Genomic DNA, 19,560 nt, shown 5'->3' on the forward strand with positions numbered 1-19,560 from the left:
TATTTGTTAGAGTCAATTAAAAAAAAAATGAAAAATAAAGGTAATAAAAAAGGTTTCATATATGAAACCTTTTTAAAATTATGAATACTTTAAGTTTTCATTCTTATCCCAAAGCCCCCAATAAGCACCAACACTTCCTTCATCTCCAACTTTCCAAGACTCATCAAAAGAAGAAAAATAAAAGGTTTCAATATTTTCATTTGAAGCCCAAACTTGAGTATTAATAAAATACTTAATTGCACTTTCATCTGATGAACCTGCCCCTCCTTCACTATCCCCTTGATTTGGCCAACCAGTTTCTGTAATAATTACTTTTTTACCTTGACTAACATCACTTGCTTGCTTAAACATTTTTTGCATGTGATTTAATGAGTAATCAATAGGACATCCTTCCCAAAAAGGATAACAATTTGCTAAAATAACATCACAAACTTCTACTAGTTCTGGATATGTTGAAAATTTATAATAGGCATCTACATACCCAACTTCAACATTAGGTAATGCGTCTTTTACTCTATTTATATATGCTATTAGTTGTTCTATTGATAATTCATTTCTATACAAAACTTCATTCCCAACAGCGGCAATATCTACACATCCTTCTTTCCCAAGTTTAATTAGTGCATCTATTTCTTCTTCATTCTTTTCTAAATCATTTCCTAACCAAGCACCAACCATTGTTTTTAACCCATGTTTATAAGCAATTCTTGGTATGTGTTCATTTCCTTCTATGCAAGAAAAAGAACGAATCCATTTTGTGTATGGTTTTAGAATGTTCATTCTTCTTTCTACCTGTTCTTCTGTAATAGTATCTCCTGGTTCTTGACCATCTTCATACATACTAAAACAGATTCCATGCATTCCTTTTTGAAGCCTTTCTTTCCAAAGAAGCCTTAATTCTATTGTAGAATATTTTTCAAAATTAATTCCTGATTGTTCTTCATCATTTACACCAGTGTAAATATGATATTCTTGGTTTCTATATGACATTTACTAATATTTTAATTTTTCGTTTTTATCCCAAATTCCCCAACGAGCTCCTAACTCTCCTTCAATACGCACTTTCCATGATTCATCGAAAGAAGAGAAATGAAATATTTCTATATTCTTAGCAGTTGCCCATTCTTGAGTTTGAATAAAGTATCTCATAGCATTTAATTGAGATGGATGTGCATCATCAACAGTTTGCCCTTGACTTGGCCAACCTGTTTCAGCAATTATAATTTTCTTCCCTTTTGATATTTGTTTCGTAATTTCATACATTTCTCTTAAATGTGTTAATGAATCTTCAATACCAAATCCTTCCCAAAAAGGATAACAGTTCGCTAAAATAACATCACAAGCATTTACTAATTCTGGACGCTTATAATATTCATAATAAGTATCTACATAACCAACTGGTATCTCTAAACCTGCCAACGCTTCTTTTACCCTATTAATATATTCTATAAGCTCTTTCTCTGTTATTTCTCCACGAAGTAATACCTCATTACCAACAGCAGCAATATCAACTTTACCAGACTTAGCAAGTGCAATCAACTTGTTAATTTCTCTTTCATTTCGTTCTTTATCATCACTAATCCAAGCACCAACTATTGATTTTAGTCCTTTATCATGAGCAACTTTTGGTATTAATTCATTTCCTTCTACACATGAAAACGATCTCACCCATTTTGTATAAGGTGAAATAATATCCATACGTATACGTATTTGTGATTCAGAAAGAATATCATTTATGTCCTGACCTTCAACATAAGGGCTAAAGCAAAGTCCATGTGTTTTATTCTTCAATTTTTCTTTGAATAATCCTTTTACTTCGGATAAAGTTTTGTCTGTAAAATTAATTTCAGTGAAATTTTCAAGTTTTAAATTACTATTCGAGATTGAAGTTAAATGACCCGCTCCATAAGCGGAAGACGCCTTTTTATTTTTCTTTTTTCGTTTTGCCAATTCTGCACTTATTTCTAAAGCTTTTTCCTCTGTATGATCATAATTACGCATAATCCACATTGCTGTAAGTGTACCAACTATTGGTAAACCAGAGTAGAATATTCTTATTCCTGTAATTGAAGCTTCTGTATTTTCTGTATCCGGTACAAACCCAACTAACGCCATAATAGCTCCTGTTGCTAAGCCTGCAAATGCAAAACCAAATTTCACCATCAACCAATAGATAGCACCAAAGACACCTTCTCTTCTTTTACCTGTATTTAGCTCATCGATATCTATAACATCTGAAGTCATAGACATCATTAGTGTAAATAAACTTCCAATCCCAAAAGAGAAAAAGGGCAATGCAAATAAAAACATATAGGGTTTACCAGGGATAAATAAGAACCAAAGCATAATATATCCTAAAATAGAAATACCTTGTGAAACTAAAAAAGCATTCTTTTTACCCATTGTTTTAGATATCTTAGCTACTATAGGTATTACCATAAAAGTTGTTGCTAAAGCCCCTATACTTCCTAATAATGTAGGCCAAAGACCTGCAGCTCCTGCATCACCATTAAATAAATAATAGACCACAATAAAAAATGAAAAACCAGCAACAACATTAAAAGCATTAAAAATTAAAAAGGTTGAGTAACATAATTTTCTAAAAACTGGAATCTTGAAAGCTTCTTTAAAATTTTCTAAAATCTGTTTTAAACTTCCTCCCAATGTCTTTAAGGTTAAAGGCGTTAAACTTTCATCATCCTTTGTTGACTTACTTTTTATAAAAAAAGCAGGTACCATTGCTAAAAGAGCACAAATAATAGCTACCCAAACACCTAAAGTTCTTGTCGTATCGGTTGTTGTACCAAACCAACTATCATCATACATTACCACCCAAAACCAAGGTGCAATAACCCAAGCCCATTGCCCTATTGACTGCGCAACTGCCATAATATTTGTACGTTCGTGAAAGTCGTCACTCATTTCATACCCCATAGCTACGTAAGGCACAGAAAAAATAGTAAGTCCTAAATAAAAAAGTAAGGACCATATTAAAAAGTATGTGAAATTATAACTTACACCATCTTCTATATATAATTGCCATAAAAAGGAAAATGCGATACCCATAATGAGGGCTCCTAAGAGCACATATTGTCTACGTCTGCCCCAAATAGATCTTGTATTGTCAGAAATAAATCCCATTATTGGATCTGTAAAGGAATCAAAAAGACGGGGAAGAAAAAATAAAATCCCCCACATCAAAGTTGATAAACCATAGTCTTGAATTAAAACTACCATAAAAATACCCATGGCAGCTGGAAACATTTGATTTGCTAACATTCCTAATCCGAAAGCAATTTTTTGTCCCATAGGAACTTTAGAAGACGTATTTACTTTAGACATAGTTTTTAGTTTTTAGTGGTTGATACCATAATTGTTTGTATTGCTTGTGCATTTATATTTACAAGTGTTTCTTTTTCTCCTAAGAGTAATTTGAAACTCTTTTTTGTTTTCCCTTCATTAAAAACAATCACAGCAATAGATCCATCTATATTTTGTGCAGCAGTAACTTGTAATTCTTTGTCAGAATTTTCTAAACCAATTACTTTTGCTTCTGGTCTTATGTATTTACTAAAATGAGACATTGTGTAATAAAGTGGCGTAAAATACACTTCATCTGTTTCTGGATTGACAATTACAGGAGCTATACACCAATTTTTAAACCAGTTAGGACCTCCTTTTGTATCTAAAACCATGTTCCAATCTACCCAACCATCTACCCAATTATTTAGACAACCAATTATATCTCTTGCATATCTATTTACTGGAGCATATTTTGGATGTAAATGCTTGTCTTTTTCAGGAGCCCAATCCCAACCCCAATCTGTAGCTTCTTTTTTCCAATACCAAGCATCATCTTGCCAAACAGGAACTTGAGAATCTACGCAAGCTTCTGCTTGAATTAAGTATTTGTTTGGAGCTTTATGATGCGCATATTGTAATTCTTCAGAAAAAACCTCGTACGTACTAGCATACCAATGTATTGCTGTACCATCAAAATATTTTGAAGATTCTTCATTTAGAAATTGTGAATCTACCCATTCCTTTAAATGTTCTCTATTTTGGTCATACCCTAAAATTTTAACATCATGTTTGTCTTTTTCTAATTGTGGTCCTAAATAATTCTGAACAAAATTTGTCATTTCATCTGGAGAAAAATGCATGCTTTCCCAATTATTACCATTACCCATAGGTTCGTTTTCTACGGTAAAACCCCAAATATCAATTCCTTCTTGTTTGTAAGCATCTACATATTTTGAAAAGAATAATGCCCAAGTATCATAATATTTGGGTAATAATTTTCCACCAACCCATTTATTATTATCCTTCATCCAAGGAGCAGCGGTCCAAGGTGAACCAAATATTTTAAATCCATCTTTAGATGCTTTCATGGCATCTTTTATCATCGGAATTAAATCATCTTTATCATCTTTAATTGTAAAATGTTCTAAATTGACATCATCTGCCACAGGAGAATATGAATACTGGCCTAAAGAAAAATCACAAGAGTTCATGTGTGTTCTTGTAAGCGAATAATTTGCGCCTTCTTCTGAGAAGTAAGCTTGTATAATAGTATCTCTATTTTTTTTACTTATTTTATTTAGTAAATAAGCGGATGCTTCTGTAAAAGCTCCTCCAAAACCAGTAATATTTTGAAATTGTTCATTAGGATTCAGCTTAATTGTTGAGGTATTTTCATCAGAAAAAAATGCAGTTATTTTTGTTAGTTTATTCCCACTTTCTGAAGTTTCATAAACAGCTACTACCAATTTATTATCAACTTGATTACAACTCATTATCACTAATAAAAAAAGGATTGAAAAAAAATAGTTCGTTCTCATTGTGTTAATTTTTATCTATTATAGTCTGTATTAGGTACTAAAACAAGCTTCATAAGTGTTTCTTTATCACCATTAAATGTCTTTATGATTGGCGCTCCATTTCTCGTTAAACCTTTAAAATTTCCATTATCAACTAAATTCCAAATAGGATACTTAGCTGCTCCTTTTAAAGTGAATAATCCAAAGTGATTTTCAGAACCATTTGCATTTTTAGCATCTTTCCATTGTTCATCAAAAGCTTCAAAATAAAAACAAGAAATCCCTTCTTTATTCGTCCATTCTCTTAAATGGTTATAATAAAGTCCTTGCTTATATTCATCTGTTGCTCTAGAACCATTCTTGCCATAATGACCGCTAGAAATAGTTGCCCAACCCGTTTCACCAATATGAATTGTTTTAGTAGCATCGATACTTTTTACATAATCAGAAACATCTTTAAATTGCCTTTTAGCAAACTCTAAAGCACGTAACATTGCATTATCTATTTTTTCTTTGTCTGATAAATGCTGTTCACTATCTGGCACTTTCCAAAAACCAGGATTGTAATGAGAGTTATGATACGCATACGTATGCATAGAAACATAATCTACAGCCTTAATTAAGTCTTCTAAATCTTTTACTCTATAACTTGGATCTCCTCCACCCCAAGAAGTATAATCATCTGAACATGTAATCCATAAATCTTTAGAAAGCTTTCCATCTTTCTTTAAATTTTGAAGATGATTTACCCATTTTAAAATAACATTTGGTCTCACAAAGTAACTAGTTGCCCATCTAATCATTGCTTCATTACCAACAGCAATAACTTTTACAATGTCTGGATATTTGTTTGCTAAAGCTACTGCTCTATCAATTTCACCTTCATTTTGTTCGCTTTCAGTTTCATGATTAGGTTCTTTGTCTGTCCAAGCATTTACACAATCTATCCAAGCACCTAACATAACGTACATTTCAAAGCTTGAGTCTTCTTTTTTAAGCTGACTTATTGCTTCTAGAATATTTGCTGCATGAGGTAACTTTGGTTGTACATTATAGGTTCTAATAATGCGAATACCCATAGCGTGCATCAACTTTAAATCTTCTTTTAACTGTGGAATTGTAGGTTGATTATCTTCTCTTGATTTTTCTCTATATCCACCATAAGAAATGGCTAAATATTCTGGGTTTCCTAAAATTTTGGCTGCTGTCATTTCTTCTTTAATTTCTTTCTTTACTGATTTATTTTCCTTTTTAGAGCTACATCCAAAACCAATAAACAATACTAAAATCGTTACTAAAATTTTAAATTTGAAATTCATATTCTTACTCTTTTTACTATTATTTAATACTTTAAACCATATCCAAAAGGATACAATGGTTTTATGCTTTTGTCCCAAAAATTAGGTCCATATTTTCCTTTTAAATCTTTTACTGTTTTTGGCCAAGAATGAGGCAATTTTCCAGAGAAATTAAAATCACCAAATAAAACTTCCGCAATTCCATCTCCTTCAGAACCTGGTAACCAAGCTGCAACAAATGCATCTGATTTTTTTATTAGTTTAGTTACCACTAAAGGTCTTCCAGAAATTAAAACAACAATCGTTTTAATTCCTTTTTCTGAATACGTTTTTATATATTTTTTATGTTCTTTGGTAAGTGTTAGTTTTCTAATATTTGATTCATGACCAATATCGCCAAAGAATTCAGCATAAGGAGTTTCGCCAACAATTATAATTGCAACATCTGCATCAAAATGGTTTCCTGTTGCCTCTTTATCATAAACAACATCACCTTTTGATTGCTTTTTAATTCCCTCTAAAATAGTGGTAGCTCCTTTATAATTTTCTAAAGTTCCTTGCCAATTAATTGTCCAACCTCCAGATTGTAAACCAGCATTATTTGCATGTTCACCCACCACCACAATTTTCTTTGTTTCTTTTGATAAAGGCAAAATAGTATGCTCGTTTTTTAATAAAACTAAAGATTCTCTTACCGCTTGTTTTGCTTTATTCCTGTGCGTCTTACTTCCTATTTCAGAAACTAATGTTGCATCTGGAAATGGATTTTTAAATAAGCCCAACCTAAACTTCTGTCTTAAAATTCTTTTTACTGCGTCGTTAATTCTTACCTCAGAAACATAACTAGAATCAACAGCCTTCTTTAAATTATTTTGAAAATAATCTAAATCACCATCAACAGCCATTATCATATCTACACCAGCATTAATAATATTATTTCTACCAAATCTTGAATACCCTTTCCAATCAGAAACCACAATACCATCAAACTTCATCTTCTGCTTTAGAGTATCTATGAGATATACTTTATTAGCATGCATTGGTTTCCTTTTTAAAGTATTGAATGATGCCATTACAGCTCCAACTTTTTCATTTACAGCAACTTTATAAGGAGGCATTAATCTTTTGTTTATTTCGTCATTAGATAGCGATGTTTCTCCTCCTTCCACACCAAATTCTGTAGCGCCATCTCCAATAAAATGTTTGGCTGTTGCCATCACCGTTTTAGCATCGGATAAGTCTCCTTGATGCCCTTTTATAGAAGCTTTGGTTAAAATAGAGGTTAACTCAGTACTTTCTGAAAATGCTTCATAAACTCTCCCCCATTTTTCATTATAAGGAATTGCAACACATGGTGAAAAAACCCAATTAAAACCTGTTGCTTGTGCTTCTATAGCAGTAATTGCTGCAGCTTCTTCAACTAATTTTGGGTTTGCAGTTGCTCCTAAACCAATATTATGTGGAAAAATGGTTGCTCCATTAAACGTATTTTGTCCATGAATTGCATCAACACCAAACAACAACGGAATACCCAATCGTGTAGAAAGTGCTTGCTTTTGTAATTTGATAAATTTCTGCTGCCATTCTTTAGCAGTTTCTCCAGGATTTACTCCTTGTGTATGAATAACAGCACCTATAAACTTAGTAGCAACATCATTTTTAGAAATATCCCAAAAATGTCTTACTTGAGACATTTGACCAATTTTCTCTTCTAAAGTCATTAACTTTAAAAGAGAATCTACTTTTTTCTCAATAATAATTTCTTTATCTACTTTAGTTTCTACAGCTTTTTTGCAACTAAAAAGAGTAAATAATAAAGGAATAAAAAATTTATACTTATGAAAGCTATTGGTCATTAATCATTGTTATTTTTTTACTGAAACTTCAATTTTATTTATTTCTCCTGTTCTTTCAAAAATCATTTTTGAAATATTTGTATCAAGTATTAAATCTTTTACTTCTTCAATACGTGTGTCAGTAAAAAATATTTTTATACCTTCTTCTTTATAATTTTTATAGACAATTGGTACTTGACAATAAGTAAAACAAAGTGAACCTTCTTTTAAATCAATTGATTTTTCTTCTTTGCTAATCGCAGTATATTTAAAAGTTTTTGGAGCTTTAATAAACTCACTTTCTCTTAATAATCTCGGATTAAAATTAATTTTTCCTTCTTTTACAAAAACACCTAATTCTCCTATTCTACTCAACACATCTTCTTTAACCTGACCTGTCATTCCTGGTTGTTGTGCTCCTTTTCCTCCTGGTGTGTGAGAATAAGGATCTGTTGGAAATGCGCCATATAATTCTGGCGATTTATGAACACCAATACCTGCTTGAATTTCATAATAATGATCTAATAGTTGACCAATTACAGCTTCATCTTCATTATTTTTTACCGCTAACAAGCAATTTTCTTGAGCCGCTAATAATAATTTTGAAACCATGTGCCAATAAATAGAACCCAAACCTTCATAACCAAAGAAAGTTCCTGAACGACCTGTAAATGCTTTGTGATTAAAAACTTCTTCAAAAGTTTCCAGTAACAAACTAGATTCGTTTTCTACTAAATCTGAATAGGTTGCTGGTAATTCTTCAAAAGCTTCTTTTAAGCTATTTGCATTATTAAAGTTTGCATTAAAATGATAATTATCTAAGACATCTTTGTTAATGATTTGAGTATTTCCATCATTAACCAATTGTGTTAATAATTTAGAGTTTTTTACAGCCGCTTTAGAAATTACATTTTTCTTATCAAAACGTGGTAAATCTTTATTTGGATATAAAATATAACTGTATTGATCTTCTCTAAACAACGCACTAGCTTTCATTGCGTCTAAAACTTTTAAAGCTTCTTTTGGTGATAAATATTCGGCACTTAAAACAGCAACTTGCCCTTCTAACATTTCTGGTAAATAAGAAATAGATACCTCTTTATCATTCTCTATCGTCATTAAATTATACGAATGGTATAAATTATCTGAACGTTTATTTGCTTTAATCGTATGCTCTAAATACTGCTTTGTAATTGTAAAGAATGCTAATAATTCTGTTTTAGAAATTGTACTTCTATCACTAGAAAATCCGTTTTCATAAATTGCAGTTCTAAATACACTTCCTGCTTCACCTAAACCATCTAAAACTGTTTTTCTTTCTGTATCTGAAACACTTCCTGAAAGGATCTCTTTATTTTGGTTAAAAGTTGCCACAACTTCATTAAAAAACGTTGCCAATTCTGATGAAATCTCAACCTCTTCGGTTGCAGATTTAGTCACTACTTTTTCGAAGAAATTTATAAATCGATTTAAGTAATTTAACGTTACCATAGAAACACCATTACCAACTAAAGCGTTGTTAGCGTCATTCCATTCCGGACGTTGTGTATTCATCCAAATACCTCCTTCTGGTATAAAATTAGATACTTTTGCTAAAACAGTTGCTAATAATTTTTCGATTAAATTTACTTTATAAATAAAGAAATTTTCATCTCTTAGTAAAGCGCCATCTGCTCCTAATTCCTCTCTCTTTTGATGAATTTTAGCATCTAATTCATGGTCAAAATCAATAGTATCTTTAGGGTTTAAAAGTATACTTTTGTAGTCTTTTATTTTATAAGGCACATTTGCATACACAAAAATGTCTTCAGAAAAACGTTTTTCTAATTGATTAGGATAATGGTTTTCTATAAATTCTAAGAATTTTAATAAGTAAATTATTTGATGATCTCCCCAATAACCAATGTAAGACCAAGGGTCATTTTCTTCAATAATTTCCCAATCGAAACCATCTTTTGTTACTCTGTAAGGATTGTAACCATCAAAAGTTGTTGCATTTAAAAACTTATGAATCATACTTTCTATAAACTCAGGATATGAATGTGCTAATGTTTCCCAATTCTGGAAAATATCACGCCAATTACCTTCGTAATCTAAAATTTTAGAACCATCAATTTCATTTTTTGTATTGATAGAAAACTTGTTCCAAGGTCTACTTGGATCTCCATGTCTTCTACTAAATTTTAATGGTAAATATTCAAAACAAAGTCTTTTAAAGTTTTTATCTTCATCTTTCTCTGCAATTTCAAGAATTGTATTTAATGTAAATAACTTTGGTAACTCATTTAACAATTCCTCTTTTTTCTTAATGACTTTTTTATTTGCCTTTGCAATGTATTTTATAAAATCTTCTTTTTCAATTTTATAATCATCATCAAAAGTACCGCCTCTCATTAAGTTGAAAAGTGTATTTGCAAAGTGTCTTGTATTCACTAAAGGATCGTTTGTTACTTGCAAACCATCTGCAGCACCCGTTAAAGCAATTAATTTTTTAGTTCCTAATTCAATATCTTCTTGAATACTTTTAGCTAAATTTTTATCATTTAGAATTGCTTTAGAAATTCTTTGAATATCTCCAATAGTTTGATTTACATTCGCAATAAAACTCCATTCTTTGGCTTCGTTTGCTGCTAAGTTTAAATCAGTACTAATAAAATAAGCGCCTTTTTCTGCTTTTACATCTACTTCTTGATGCAGTTCTTTTCCTCGTCTAAAATTATCTAATTGTAATGATGATAATAAATACGTTGGATTTTCAACACCTAAAGACCAAACTATATTTGCTTTTAAAGCTTCACTTGGTTCTGCTTTATCAACAATAATTGCACTTAAGGCATAAATACCTAAACCAGCTTCTGCTTGTAATTCACTTTTCTTGTATGCGTCTACTAAATTACTTCGAGAGTTTTGTAAATCTGTTTCTACATCCGAAGGAAGAATATTTTGTAAACCGTCTAAAAATGTAATTTGTATTTTATCTGAAGAATTATTAATTAATGTTGATTTTTTTACAAAACCAAATTTATCCGTAGAACTCCATTGATATCTGAAGGTTACTTCTAAATCTTCATTAACTTCTTCGAAAATAACTTTGTTTCCAAAACTATTTTTATATAAATTTTGTCTTGTTTTATATAATCCAATTTGTCTTTGAGAGAAAGGTTCCCATAAATAAATATTTCCATTTTTAGAAACTTGAAAAATAGACTTACTACCAGTTACATCTGCAGCTTCTGTAATTTTATCATCTGTATAATAAGGAAAAAGTGAATACTCACTATTCTTTCTACCAGCTGTAAGCCCTCCATTACTAGAAATAAACATCCAATGATTTGAGTCTGAAACAATACTCATAAAAAATGGTCTCATTTCATTACTGTTCGCAATTTTATAATAAACTTCATTATCAAAATTTATCATTTCTCCTTTCACTTCTTGCGTTTGAAAGTCTGCTTTATTTTTTCCTAAAAAAATGGTCTTATTTGTCATTAAATTGGTAACCTTTTTTAACCTCTATATTTATTCTAAAGAGGCTTATTATTATACTTTGAGCTTTATTGATAACTAAAAATAGTTACTATATAAATAAACACAAACTACAATGTTACAATATTGTAGTTTGTGTTGTGTTTTTATTATGGATTTATTATTAACGAAATATCATCTAAATACAATGTTGAAGTACAACCTGCAACGCCTCCACAAATAGCAACAAATTCCATAGTTATACCACCACTAACATCACCACCTTGCATAGCTCCTGTTACCGTATAAGTAGTTGTAAAAGTTTGCCATGTACCTGTTGGGGTCACATCAAAAGTTTCAACTTGACTCGCACCGTTTGTAGCTTCCACAAATGATTGTATTGAGACCGCACCAGACTCTCCTGTTAGTGATCCTTTATAGCTAAATGTAACTTGTACTTTATCTCCTACTACTATTGAGCCAGCAGCTTTTCTTTCCTGCTTCAACGTTGGATTTAATCCATTAGGAGCACTTGCAAATAACTTCACACACCAATCTCCTGTTTGTGCTTCCGTATTGTCTAAAGTAGCTGTTCCACCGTTATCATATAAAGTCCAACCTTCAAGATCTCCAGATTCAAAACCACCATTACTTGCAATATCTCCATCAGCAGGAATATCGCCACCGCCATTTCCACCGCCACTTGTTCTTTCAAAAAGCTTAAGATCATCAAAGTAATATGTATTGGTACTTGCTGACTTGTTTAAATCAAAAATTAATACAATTCTGTCATATTTATTATCATGATTCGTGCTAAAATTAAAAGTTAACTCTTCCCATTCATTAGTTTTGGTAGTTGTTAAATCAATTTCAGTATTAAGACCTGGGTCAGCAATTGATTCAAGTTTTAATAACACGCTATAACCTGGAATAGCCGAATACACCTTGATTTTAAAACCACCATTAGCAGTTAAATCAAATTTAGTATTAAAATCAATTTGATTGTTATCCCAAGGGTTAACTCCGCCTTTTGTCACTTTACCAACAAAACAAGAATTGTTTACTGTATTATCAGAATCTGGATTTGCTACATACTCAAAAGTAGCATTATCATTTCTTATATTTGCGGTTTGGTCTGACATAAAAGTTACATTTAGATCTGTTGCACTCATAGATTCTGTAGTTTCTGAATCACAAGCACCTGGTTCATATACTTCTACATTTCTGGTTGCAACAGCTGTATTACCATCTGAATCTATAACCGTGTAAGTTACTGCATAAGTTCCTGGAGTATTCGTATCTACAGTATCACCACCAATTACAATAGTATTTGTAACATCACCATCTTCGGTATCTGAAGCAGTTGCTCCTTGTTCTGTATACGTATCTCCTTGTGCTAAACGAATACTTGCGTCTCCAATTAATGTAATTACAGGTACATCACCTAATGAAACTTCTATACTTCTAGTAGCTACTGTTATGTTTCCGTCTGAATCTACAACGGTATAAGTAACTTCATAAGTTGCTAAAGTATCAACATCTACAGTATCACCTCCAATTACAATGGCACCAGAAATATCGCCATCTTCAGTATCTGAAGCAGTTGCTCCTTGTTCTGTATATGCATCTCCCTTTGTTAAAGAAATTGTTTCATCTCCAATTAATGTGATCACTGGAGCATCTCCTAAAGATATTTGAATAATATCATCCATATAAAAAGTTCCTGCTGTGGTACCAGCGCCGTCTACAAAAACAACTAGTTTAGAGTAGCTAGCAATATCGGAAAACGTAAACTGTAACTCTTCCCATCCAGAACCTGTATGACTTGCCAAAACTTCTGTAAAAGCAGTTCCTTCTTCTAATTTTACTAAAATAGTTACTGCCGCATCCGACCAGAAATTCATTTTAATCGTATTGTTTGTTGTTAAATCAATTGCTTTTTCTAATTCAAAAAACAGGCCTTCATAAGTAGCCCCGCTATTTGTAATAGAAGCTACCATAGAAGATACATCGTTTGACCCTCCTGGTGCAGGGTTCTCTAGTAATTCATAGGCTGCACCATCAAAAGCTGTTGCACTATAATTTACATTATCGTTATCAAAAGTCATTGGTAAACCCAAAGGCAACGGCATGTTTATAACAATGATATCTTCAAAGTAAGAGATTGCTCCTGCCTCGTTCATTGCTTTTAATATAACGGTATAGGTACCGTTAGTATAACTTTTAATAGGATCAATTTCTGAAGAAGTTGATGCGGGTACTACTGGTATTTCATCTCCAAAATCCCAAGAATAGGTAGTTGCATTCTCAGAAATATTAATAAATTCTACCGTACCTGTATTTTCATTTAAAGTATACGTAAAACCTGAAGTAATCATAGGTAGTTTAACAACGTCTTCTGAACAACCTACGTATGTTATTGCTATAAGAAAGAAAGCAATAAGTTTACTGTTTTTTAATACTAATTTCATATTTATAATTTTATGTGTGTGTTTGTAAATGTTTATTATTTGTTATATACTCTTACGTAATCTATGAGCATTTTTTGTGGAAAAACAGTTTCTTCATTTGGTGCGCCTATAAAATCTCCACCTACTGCTAGATTGATAATAATATAGAAAGGTTGGTCAAATACCCAAGTTCCTTTTTCTTCCACCTGTTGGCGTGTAATTTGATTGTATAAAACATCATCAACATAATAATTAATATATTCTGGAGCCCACTCTATTCCAAAAACATGGAAACCAGTATCGAAACGATCGTTTTCTAGTGCATAACTTTTAGTAATCGCATTGCCTGCAGCATAACCAGGACCATGAACACTGCCATGAACAACTGTTGGATCTTGTCCTCGGTATTCCATGATATCTATTTCACCACAATTTGGCCAAACTTCAGTACCGTTATTTCCATCACCACAATTAGCTCCTAAAAGCCAAAATGCTGGCCACATTCCTTGACCTGTTGGTAATTGTATGCGCGCTTCAAAACGACCATAAGCTTGTTCTTTTAAACCTTTGGTTAAAATTCTACTAGAGGTATAATCAGAACCATTATAGTCTTCTTTAAGAGCTTTAATAATTAATATACCATTCTGTACAGAAACATTTTCTGTGCGACTTGTATAAAATTGTTCTTCATTATTACCCCATCCATTGGTACCATTCCCAATATCAAAAGTCCAAATATCACCATCTATAAAATCATCTGTATCAAATTCATCAGACAACACAATATTTTTAAATTCTGCAACGGTTTGTGTTTCATCTGGATTACAACCAATCAATATAAAAAGGATTCCTAAAAAGAGCGTTTTTAATAAAACTACATTTTTACCCAATAAGATTTTATTTGTTTTGTTCATTTTTTCTTGTTTTTATATTATTACTTATAGAAATATGTATTATCCATATAAAAAGTTTCTATCTGAGAAGACTTTATGTTTTCTATAATAATAATATTAATTGCTGATTTATTTAATCCAGTTTCTGAAGTTGGTCTGATTGGAATCTTTATTGATTGCCATTCACTTGCAACTAATGAAGATGCAGGATAAACAATTGGAGCTCTTGGATCTAATTGATAATTTGATCCAATACGGTTTTGTTGAAAAGTACCATCTACAGACTTCAGTGTAATTAAAATATCTATATTAACAAGGTCTGCTGGTAATTCTAACATTAAAAGATCTACACTATAATGCGTCATCTCTGTAATATCTATCGCTTCTGTAAGCTGAGTTCCAACAAAATTAAAGTTCGTGTAATTTAAAATATTCTGACCATCTATGATCGTTTCTCCTCCCAATGTTGTTTGGTAAGGTTGCCAATAGCCATTATGAAAATCTACAGGAACATTCGTGTAGGTATCACTAAATATTGAAATCACATTACTATCACTTTCTTGAGGAGTAGGTGCAAGCGGAAAAGCTCCAGAAGCAGAAATTGTTAAAGACCCTTTCGCTTTAACTCCAGCAATAGAAGCTGTTATTTTTGCTATACCAGGACCAACGATAGATACAATACCCGTTTCGCTAACTCTAACTACCTCTATATCACTTGACTCAAAGTCAAAATACATAGGAGCCGTAATCGTTGTTTGATTGAACCCAGAAGGCAAATTAAATGTTTGTGTTAAACCATAATCAGACAAGTTAAAAGAGTTTCCTACAAAATTTCCTTCCTCTGTATCTTCTCCATTTGCCATTTCCGGTTGTGGTTGGCCAAGGTTACCTAATTTTTCAAACTTTAAATCATCTATCCAAAAAGTAAAACCTAGACCATTAATTCCTGCTACTGCATATCTTAACATCCCTCTTTCATTAATCAATTTAGAGGGGTCTGGAATTGGAATTATATACTTTACCCAATTGGTAGATAAATCTACATTCGTAATAGTGGCTAAATATTTATTTTCACCAAAATCTTCTCCAAAACCTATTTCTCCAATAGTTCCTGTTTGTGATCCCTTGGCCCAAAAAGTTAGGGCATCATATCCTGATAAATTACGACCTTCACCATCAATTCTTAAAATTGCCCCTGCATAATTCCCTAAGGGATCTGTATCCTTTGGCACATCAATACGCATAGAAGATTCACTTTCATACCCCTCATTAGTATCTACAGACCATGCTGTTGGTTTTGATCCAACTGGATTGTTTGCGTCTGAACCGTAAGGGAAATAAAAATCACTTCCCATTCCTATAAAATTATCTGTGTATATCTCTCCAGTTGTTCCGAAGTTTGTGAATTCAACATTTTCTGAAAGTTCTCTCTCACAACTAGCAATCGATAACATTAAAATTAGTAAAAATGTTAATTTTAGATATTTGTTTTTTATTGTATTCATGATATCTCTTTTATAAATTATTTACCAATATTAATGTGAATGTAAGTTCTTATTTCCCACTCTGAACCATTAGGAAACCCAACAGGACTAATTGTTGGTGAGGTAGCAAATTCCTCAACTATACTAGGACTATATCTTGGAGAATATTGATCTAATGACCTCCATGTACCACGGAGTCCTACCTTCGTATTTGGTAAAATAAACCAACCTGGTTTTCCTAAAGTAGTAGATACATCTAACATTAATTGTGTTGGAAATGTTAAGTTAAAATCCTTGTGGTAGTCAAAAGGCCCCCAATCATTAAACTTTGCTTGTGCAGTAACCTTTAATTTATTTAAGATCATTCTAACATCTCCTCCAAAACGTTTAATCAATCTTTCATCATTCCCGTTTGCTTGTCCGTTTCCATAAAAGAAATTACCAATAAACCCAAAACTAGGACTTACTTTAGACACCACTCTTGAACTTATTTCCCATAAATCTTCTGCCGGAGCAGCCGTTGGAAAAGCAAAGAATGAACGATCTGCTAAAAACCCAATATGTGCATCTTGTGTTGTTGGCAAGTGTCTATATACAAACCCTAAATTCATAGCGAATACTGCATCTTCTGTCCTGTCATTGTCCCATTCATACATCCAAGTTCCTGGAGTAGGATCATAAGTAAACAACCATTCCATTCCCAAAGTTTCTCTGTTGTTTCTTACAGCAAAAGGATCATCAATTACATTTCTTAATCTACCTGTACCACCCACGTCATTAGGCATTGCTCCAATTAATGGTTTTTGATATATAAAATTAGGTGCTATCTGAAGGTTTGAGATCGTATAGGTAGCACCTGTTAAAATATTCACCTGATTTCCGCTTCCATTATCTTTTAATTTCCAACCTGTAAATGTTTTTGTTAGATCTGCTCCTCCATTAGCTACTAACCCCATATAAGCACTTTGCAAATACCAGTTAAAAAGTCCTTTCTGATAAGTAATTTTAGCTTTACTACCCCAATTGTCTTCTGAATTTATTTTATCTTTATATATAATATAATTACCAGAAGTACCTCTAGCATCCTGAAATGTGCTGCCGTTTAAAGGGCTACCTGACCAAAGAGCACCTACATTAAATTTAAAATTACCAAAACTTCTTTCAATTGCAAGGGCAAACCTCTCTGTAGGAAATGCTGGAATAATACCTGATCTTAATTGATTTGCATCTAAGACTCTACGGCCAGTTTCTGGATCAATTTTAATATCTGTATCTAAATCTCTATGATAAATACCTGTAACACCCCATTTTCCAAAATTTCTACTGTATTTTAACAAGGCTGTAGGGTTTGCTCCCCACCATAATTGAGGTCCAAAAGCAGCTTTCAAACCATTTAAAGCACCTTTACCATCAATTTCAATACCTAAAATTTCTCCATTATACGTATCTAAATTAGGTCCATAATTAGCTTCTGGGTATAAGCCAAAGAAATCGCCTTCATCACCCCAATGATAATGACCAGTTCTATAAAAACCTCTCATATCAAAATTATCTGCATTCCATTCAAATTCTGAATTATATACTTGAACTCTATTAGGGTCTGTTATTTGAACATTACCTTGATCTGTATTCACAGTATAAGAACGGCCTCTATTTTCATAGAAAATTTCATCTATTGGATTTTCTGCTACATTTCCAAGAACGTTAAAGTTTACATTTGCACGCATATTAGGAGCAGGGTTTCCTTCTATACCTATAAAATAGGATTGCATATGATCAAAACCTAATTGATTTGGGTAGCTTGATTGTTGTTCATTTGCAGTACTAGGTGTTGTAATTAAACTACCACCAGTATTAAATGTTGTAAACTCTGCTCTTAAATTACTTAAACGAATTTTATCACCACCGCCGTTTAGCGCGGCTTTATCTCCTCGAGCTCTAAGAACTGCATCCATTAATTGAATGTTCTCAAAATGATTGGTAACTTTATTTAAATTTATTCCTGATAGATAAGGATTAATTTCATGTGCTTCTTTTAATGCATAATATGCTGCTCTTGGATATAAAGTATATAAACCATTAGAATTTGTTGGTCCCTTAGCACAGATACCAAACCATTCCTCGTTCATGTTATTACTTCCATTCTTTGTATCTAAATAGTACCCTCCATTAGACCAAGAAGCTCCATTGTCATGAACATCTAAATTTTTAGTTTGTCCTAATTTCCACCATCCATCACTAAATTGAAATGTAAAACCACCTATAGCGTTATTTGATTTTCCTAATCCTGCTGCATTTTGATAAATTTCTTTCCAATTTTCTACCATAAAAAAGGCCTGCATTTTTTGGTCTTCTTGGTTGGTTAGAGCATTAAAAGAATCTGCACCAAATTCTGTAAACAAAATTGGTTTATTTAATTTGTCTTTTACTACTTTAAATGCATCTCCAAATGATTTACCGCGATACATGTTTGTACCATAAATATCTATATCTGGGCACTCTTCTGCTATAATATCAATAAATAAAACATCTCCATTACAGATTGCTACTGGATGCGAAGCATCTAGAGATTTCATCTTAATTGCTGCATCATTCATTAACTTAAACATGGGTCTTCCTCTCTTTTCTCCTACCGCCTTCTGTTTTTCCTTTTCATCTGGAAAATCTTCCGTTTCTGCACCTGCCCAAAAAAGTCCATAATTATTTTCATTTCCTAGTAAGAATAAAAGTAACCCTTTAGTATTCTTAAAGGTATTTGCCAATTCAGTTGCTTCTGATAGTAAGAATTTTTTTGTTTCTGGGTCTCTATAATCCGTAACTGGTGTCCAAACCCCATTTAACGTAAGACCATACCTACCAAAAGAATGATTTAACATGGTATAAATACCATAGGTTTCATATATATAGGTTATCCATTTGGGTTGAATTCCAGTATAAACTCTAATGGTATTAACACCCATATTTTTTAATAACCCCATTTCTTCATCTAAAGCTCCTTTAATCACTTCTTCAGGTTGGTTCCAAAGGCTATATGCATAATTGGTACCAATTGGAACATAATCCCAATTCATACCATTAATCATAAAATCTTTACCATTTACAACAAGTTTCATTCCTTGTTCATTATCAATTACAGAAACTTTATCTGCTTGTGCGAAAGAATTTAACGCAAATAAGTAAAGTAATAATCTTAAAAAGGTGTGTTTCATAATTTTTTATGTTAGTTATGTTAGGTTTTTGTAAACTTAAGCAGATATACTTCTGATATTATTAATAAACACCGCTACAAATAGTATACATCATTATTTTTGAAGT

General features: G+C 32.1%; 10 protein-coding genes. All 10 read right to left on the reverse strand.

Translation table 11 applies throughout. From position 1 onward, the window contains the following. Positions 1 to 78: 78 nt before the first annotated feature. Entirely contained in the window at positions 79 to 990 is a 912-nt protein-coding gene (locus BTO04_RS07915) for a glycosyl hydrolase family 17 protein (RefSeq protein ID WP_087563986.1), read from the reverse strand. Positions 991 to 993: 3 nt separating this feature from the next. Continuing rightward, positions 994 to 3,342, reverse strand: coding sequence for an MFS transporter (locus BTO04_RS07920; RefSeq protein ID WP_087563987.1), 2,349 nt, complete (start codon positions 3,340 to 3,342; stop codon positions 994 to 996). A 5-nt stretch (positions 3,343 to 3,347) separates the two neighbouring features. Next, a complete protein-coding gene (locus tag BTO04_RS07925) occupies positions 3,348 to 4,841 on the reverse strand; it encodes a glycoside hydrolase family 30 beta sandwich domain-containing protein (protein WP_087563988.1) in 1,494 nt (497 codons plus the stop codon). 11 nt (positions 4,842 to 4,852) lie between these two features. Beyond that, the gene (locus BTO04_RS07930; RefSeq protein ID WP_087565362.1) at positions 4,853 to 6,139 is read right to left on the reverse strand and encodes a glycosyl hydrolase family 17 protein; all 1,287 of its coding nucleotides are present in this window, start codon (positions 6,137 to 6,139) and stop codon (positions 4,853 to 4,855) included. A 23-nt stretch (positions 6,140 to 6,162) separates the two neighbouring features. After that, positions 6,163 to 7,974: a glycoside hydrolase family 3 N-terminal domain-containing protein gene (locus tag BTO04_RS07935; RefSeq protein ID WP_087563989.1), complete on the reverse strand. Its 1,812-nt coding sequence runs from the start codon at positions 7,972 to 7,974 to the stop codon at positions 6,163 to 6,165. Between the two features lie 9 nt (positions 7,975 to 7,983). Beyond that, a complete protein-coding gene (locus tag BTO04_RS07940) occupies positions 7,984 to 11,442 on the reverse strand; it encodes a hypothetical protein (RefSeq protein WP_087563990.1) in 3,459 nt (1,152 codons plus the stop codon). Between the two features lie 146 nt (positions 11,443 to 11,588). Next, positions 11,589 to 13,889 (reverse strand): immunoglobulin-like domain-containing protein, encoded by a 2,301-nt coding sequence (locus BTO04_RS07945; protein WP_087563991.1) that lies wholly within the window; start codon positions 13,887 to 13,889, stop codon positions 11,589 to 11,591. A 35-nt stretch (positions 13,890 to 13,924) separates the two neighbouring features. Beyond that, complete coding sequence (locus BTO04_RS07950) at positions 13,925 to 14,782, reverse strand: family 16 glycosylhydrolase (RefSeq protein ID WP_087563992.1); 858 nt, start codon at positions 14,780 to 14,782, stop codon at positions 13,925 to 13,927. A gap of 20 nt (positions 14,783 to 14,802) precedes the next feature. Further along, on the reverse strand, positions 14,803 to 16,266 hold the full coding sequence (locus BTO04_RS07955; protein WP_087563993.1) for a hypothetical protein: 1,464 nt from the start codon (positions 16,264 to 16,266) through the stop codon (positions 14,803 to 14,805). Positions 16,267 to 16,283: 17 nt separating this feature from the next. Beyond that, positions 16,284 to 19,454, reverse strand: a complete 3,171-nt coding sequence (locus tag BTO04_RS07960; RefSeq protein WP_087563994.1) for a glycoside hydrolase family 2 TIM barrel-domain containing protein — start codon at positions 19,452 to 19,454, stop codon at positions 16,284 to 16,286. Between the last annotated feature and the right edge of the window lie 106 nt (positions 19,455 to 19,560).

Origin of the sequence: Polaribacter sp. SA4-10 (assembly GCF_002163835.1) — a bacterium.
In the GTDB taxonomy this organism is placed as follows: Bacteria; Bacteroidota; Bacteroidia; order Flavobacteriales; family Flavobacteriaceae; genus Polaribacter.

Bases quoted from the DNA above. Each gene is read 5' to 3' on its own strand.
- BTO04_RS07925 (WP_087563988.1), bottom strand. From the start codon at position 4,841: ATGAGAACGAACTATTTTTTTTCAATCCTTTTTTTATTAGTGATAATG.
- BTO04_RS07950 (WP_087563992.1), bottom strand. From the start codon at position 14,782: ATGAACAAAACAAATAAAATCTTATTGGGTAAAAATGTAGTTTTATTA.
- BTO04_RS07935 (WP_087563989.1), bottom strand. From the start codon at position 7,974: ATGACCAATAGCTTTCATAAGTATAAATTTTTTATTCCTTTATTATTT.
- BTO04_RS07940 (WP_087563990.1), bottom strand. From the start codon at position 11,442: ATGACAAATAAGACCATTTTTTTAGGAAAAAATAAAGCAGACTTTCAA.
- BTO04_RS07920 (WP_087563987.1), bottom strand. From the start codon at position 3,342: ATGTCTAAAGTAAATACGTCTTCTAAAGTTCCTATGGGACAAAAAATT.
- BTO04_RS07960 (WP_087563994.1), bottom strand. From the start codon at position 19,454: ATGAAACACACCTTTTTAAGATTATTACTTTACTTATTTGCGTTAAAT.
- BTO04_RS07915 (WP_087563986.1), bottom strand. From the start codon at position 990: ATGTCATATAGAAACCAAGAATATCATATTTACACTGGTGTAAATGAT.
- BTO04_RS07930 (WP_087565362.1), bottom strand. From the start codon at position 6,139: ATGAATTTCAAATTTAAAATTTTAGTAACGATTTTAGTATTGTTTATT.
- BTO04_RS07955 (WP_087563993.1), bottom strand. From the start codon at position 16,266: ATGAATACAATAAAAAACAAATATCTAAAATTAACATTTTTACTAATT.
- BTO04_RS07945 (WP_087563991.1), bottom strand. From the start codon at position 13,889: ATGAAATTAGTATTAAAAAACAGTAAACTTATTGCTTTCTTTCTTATA.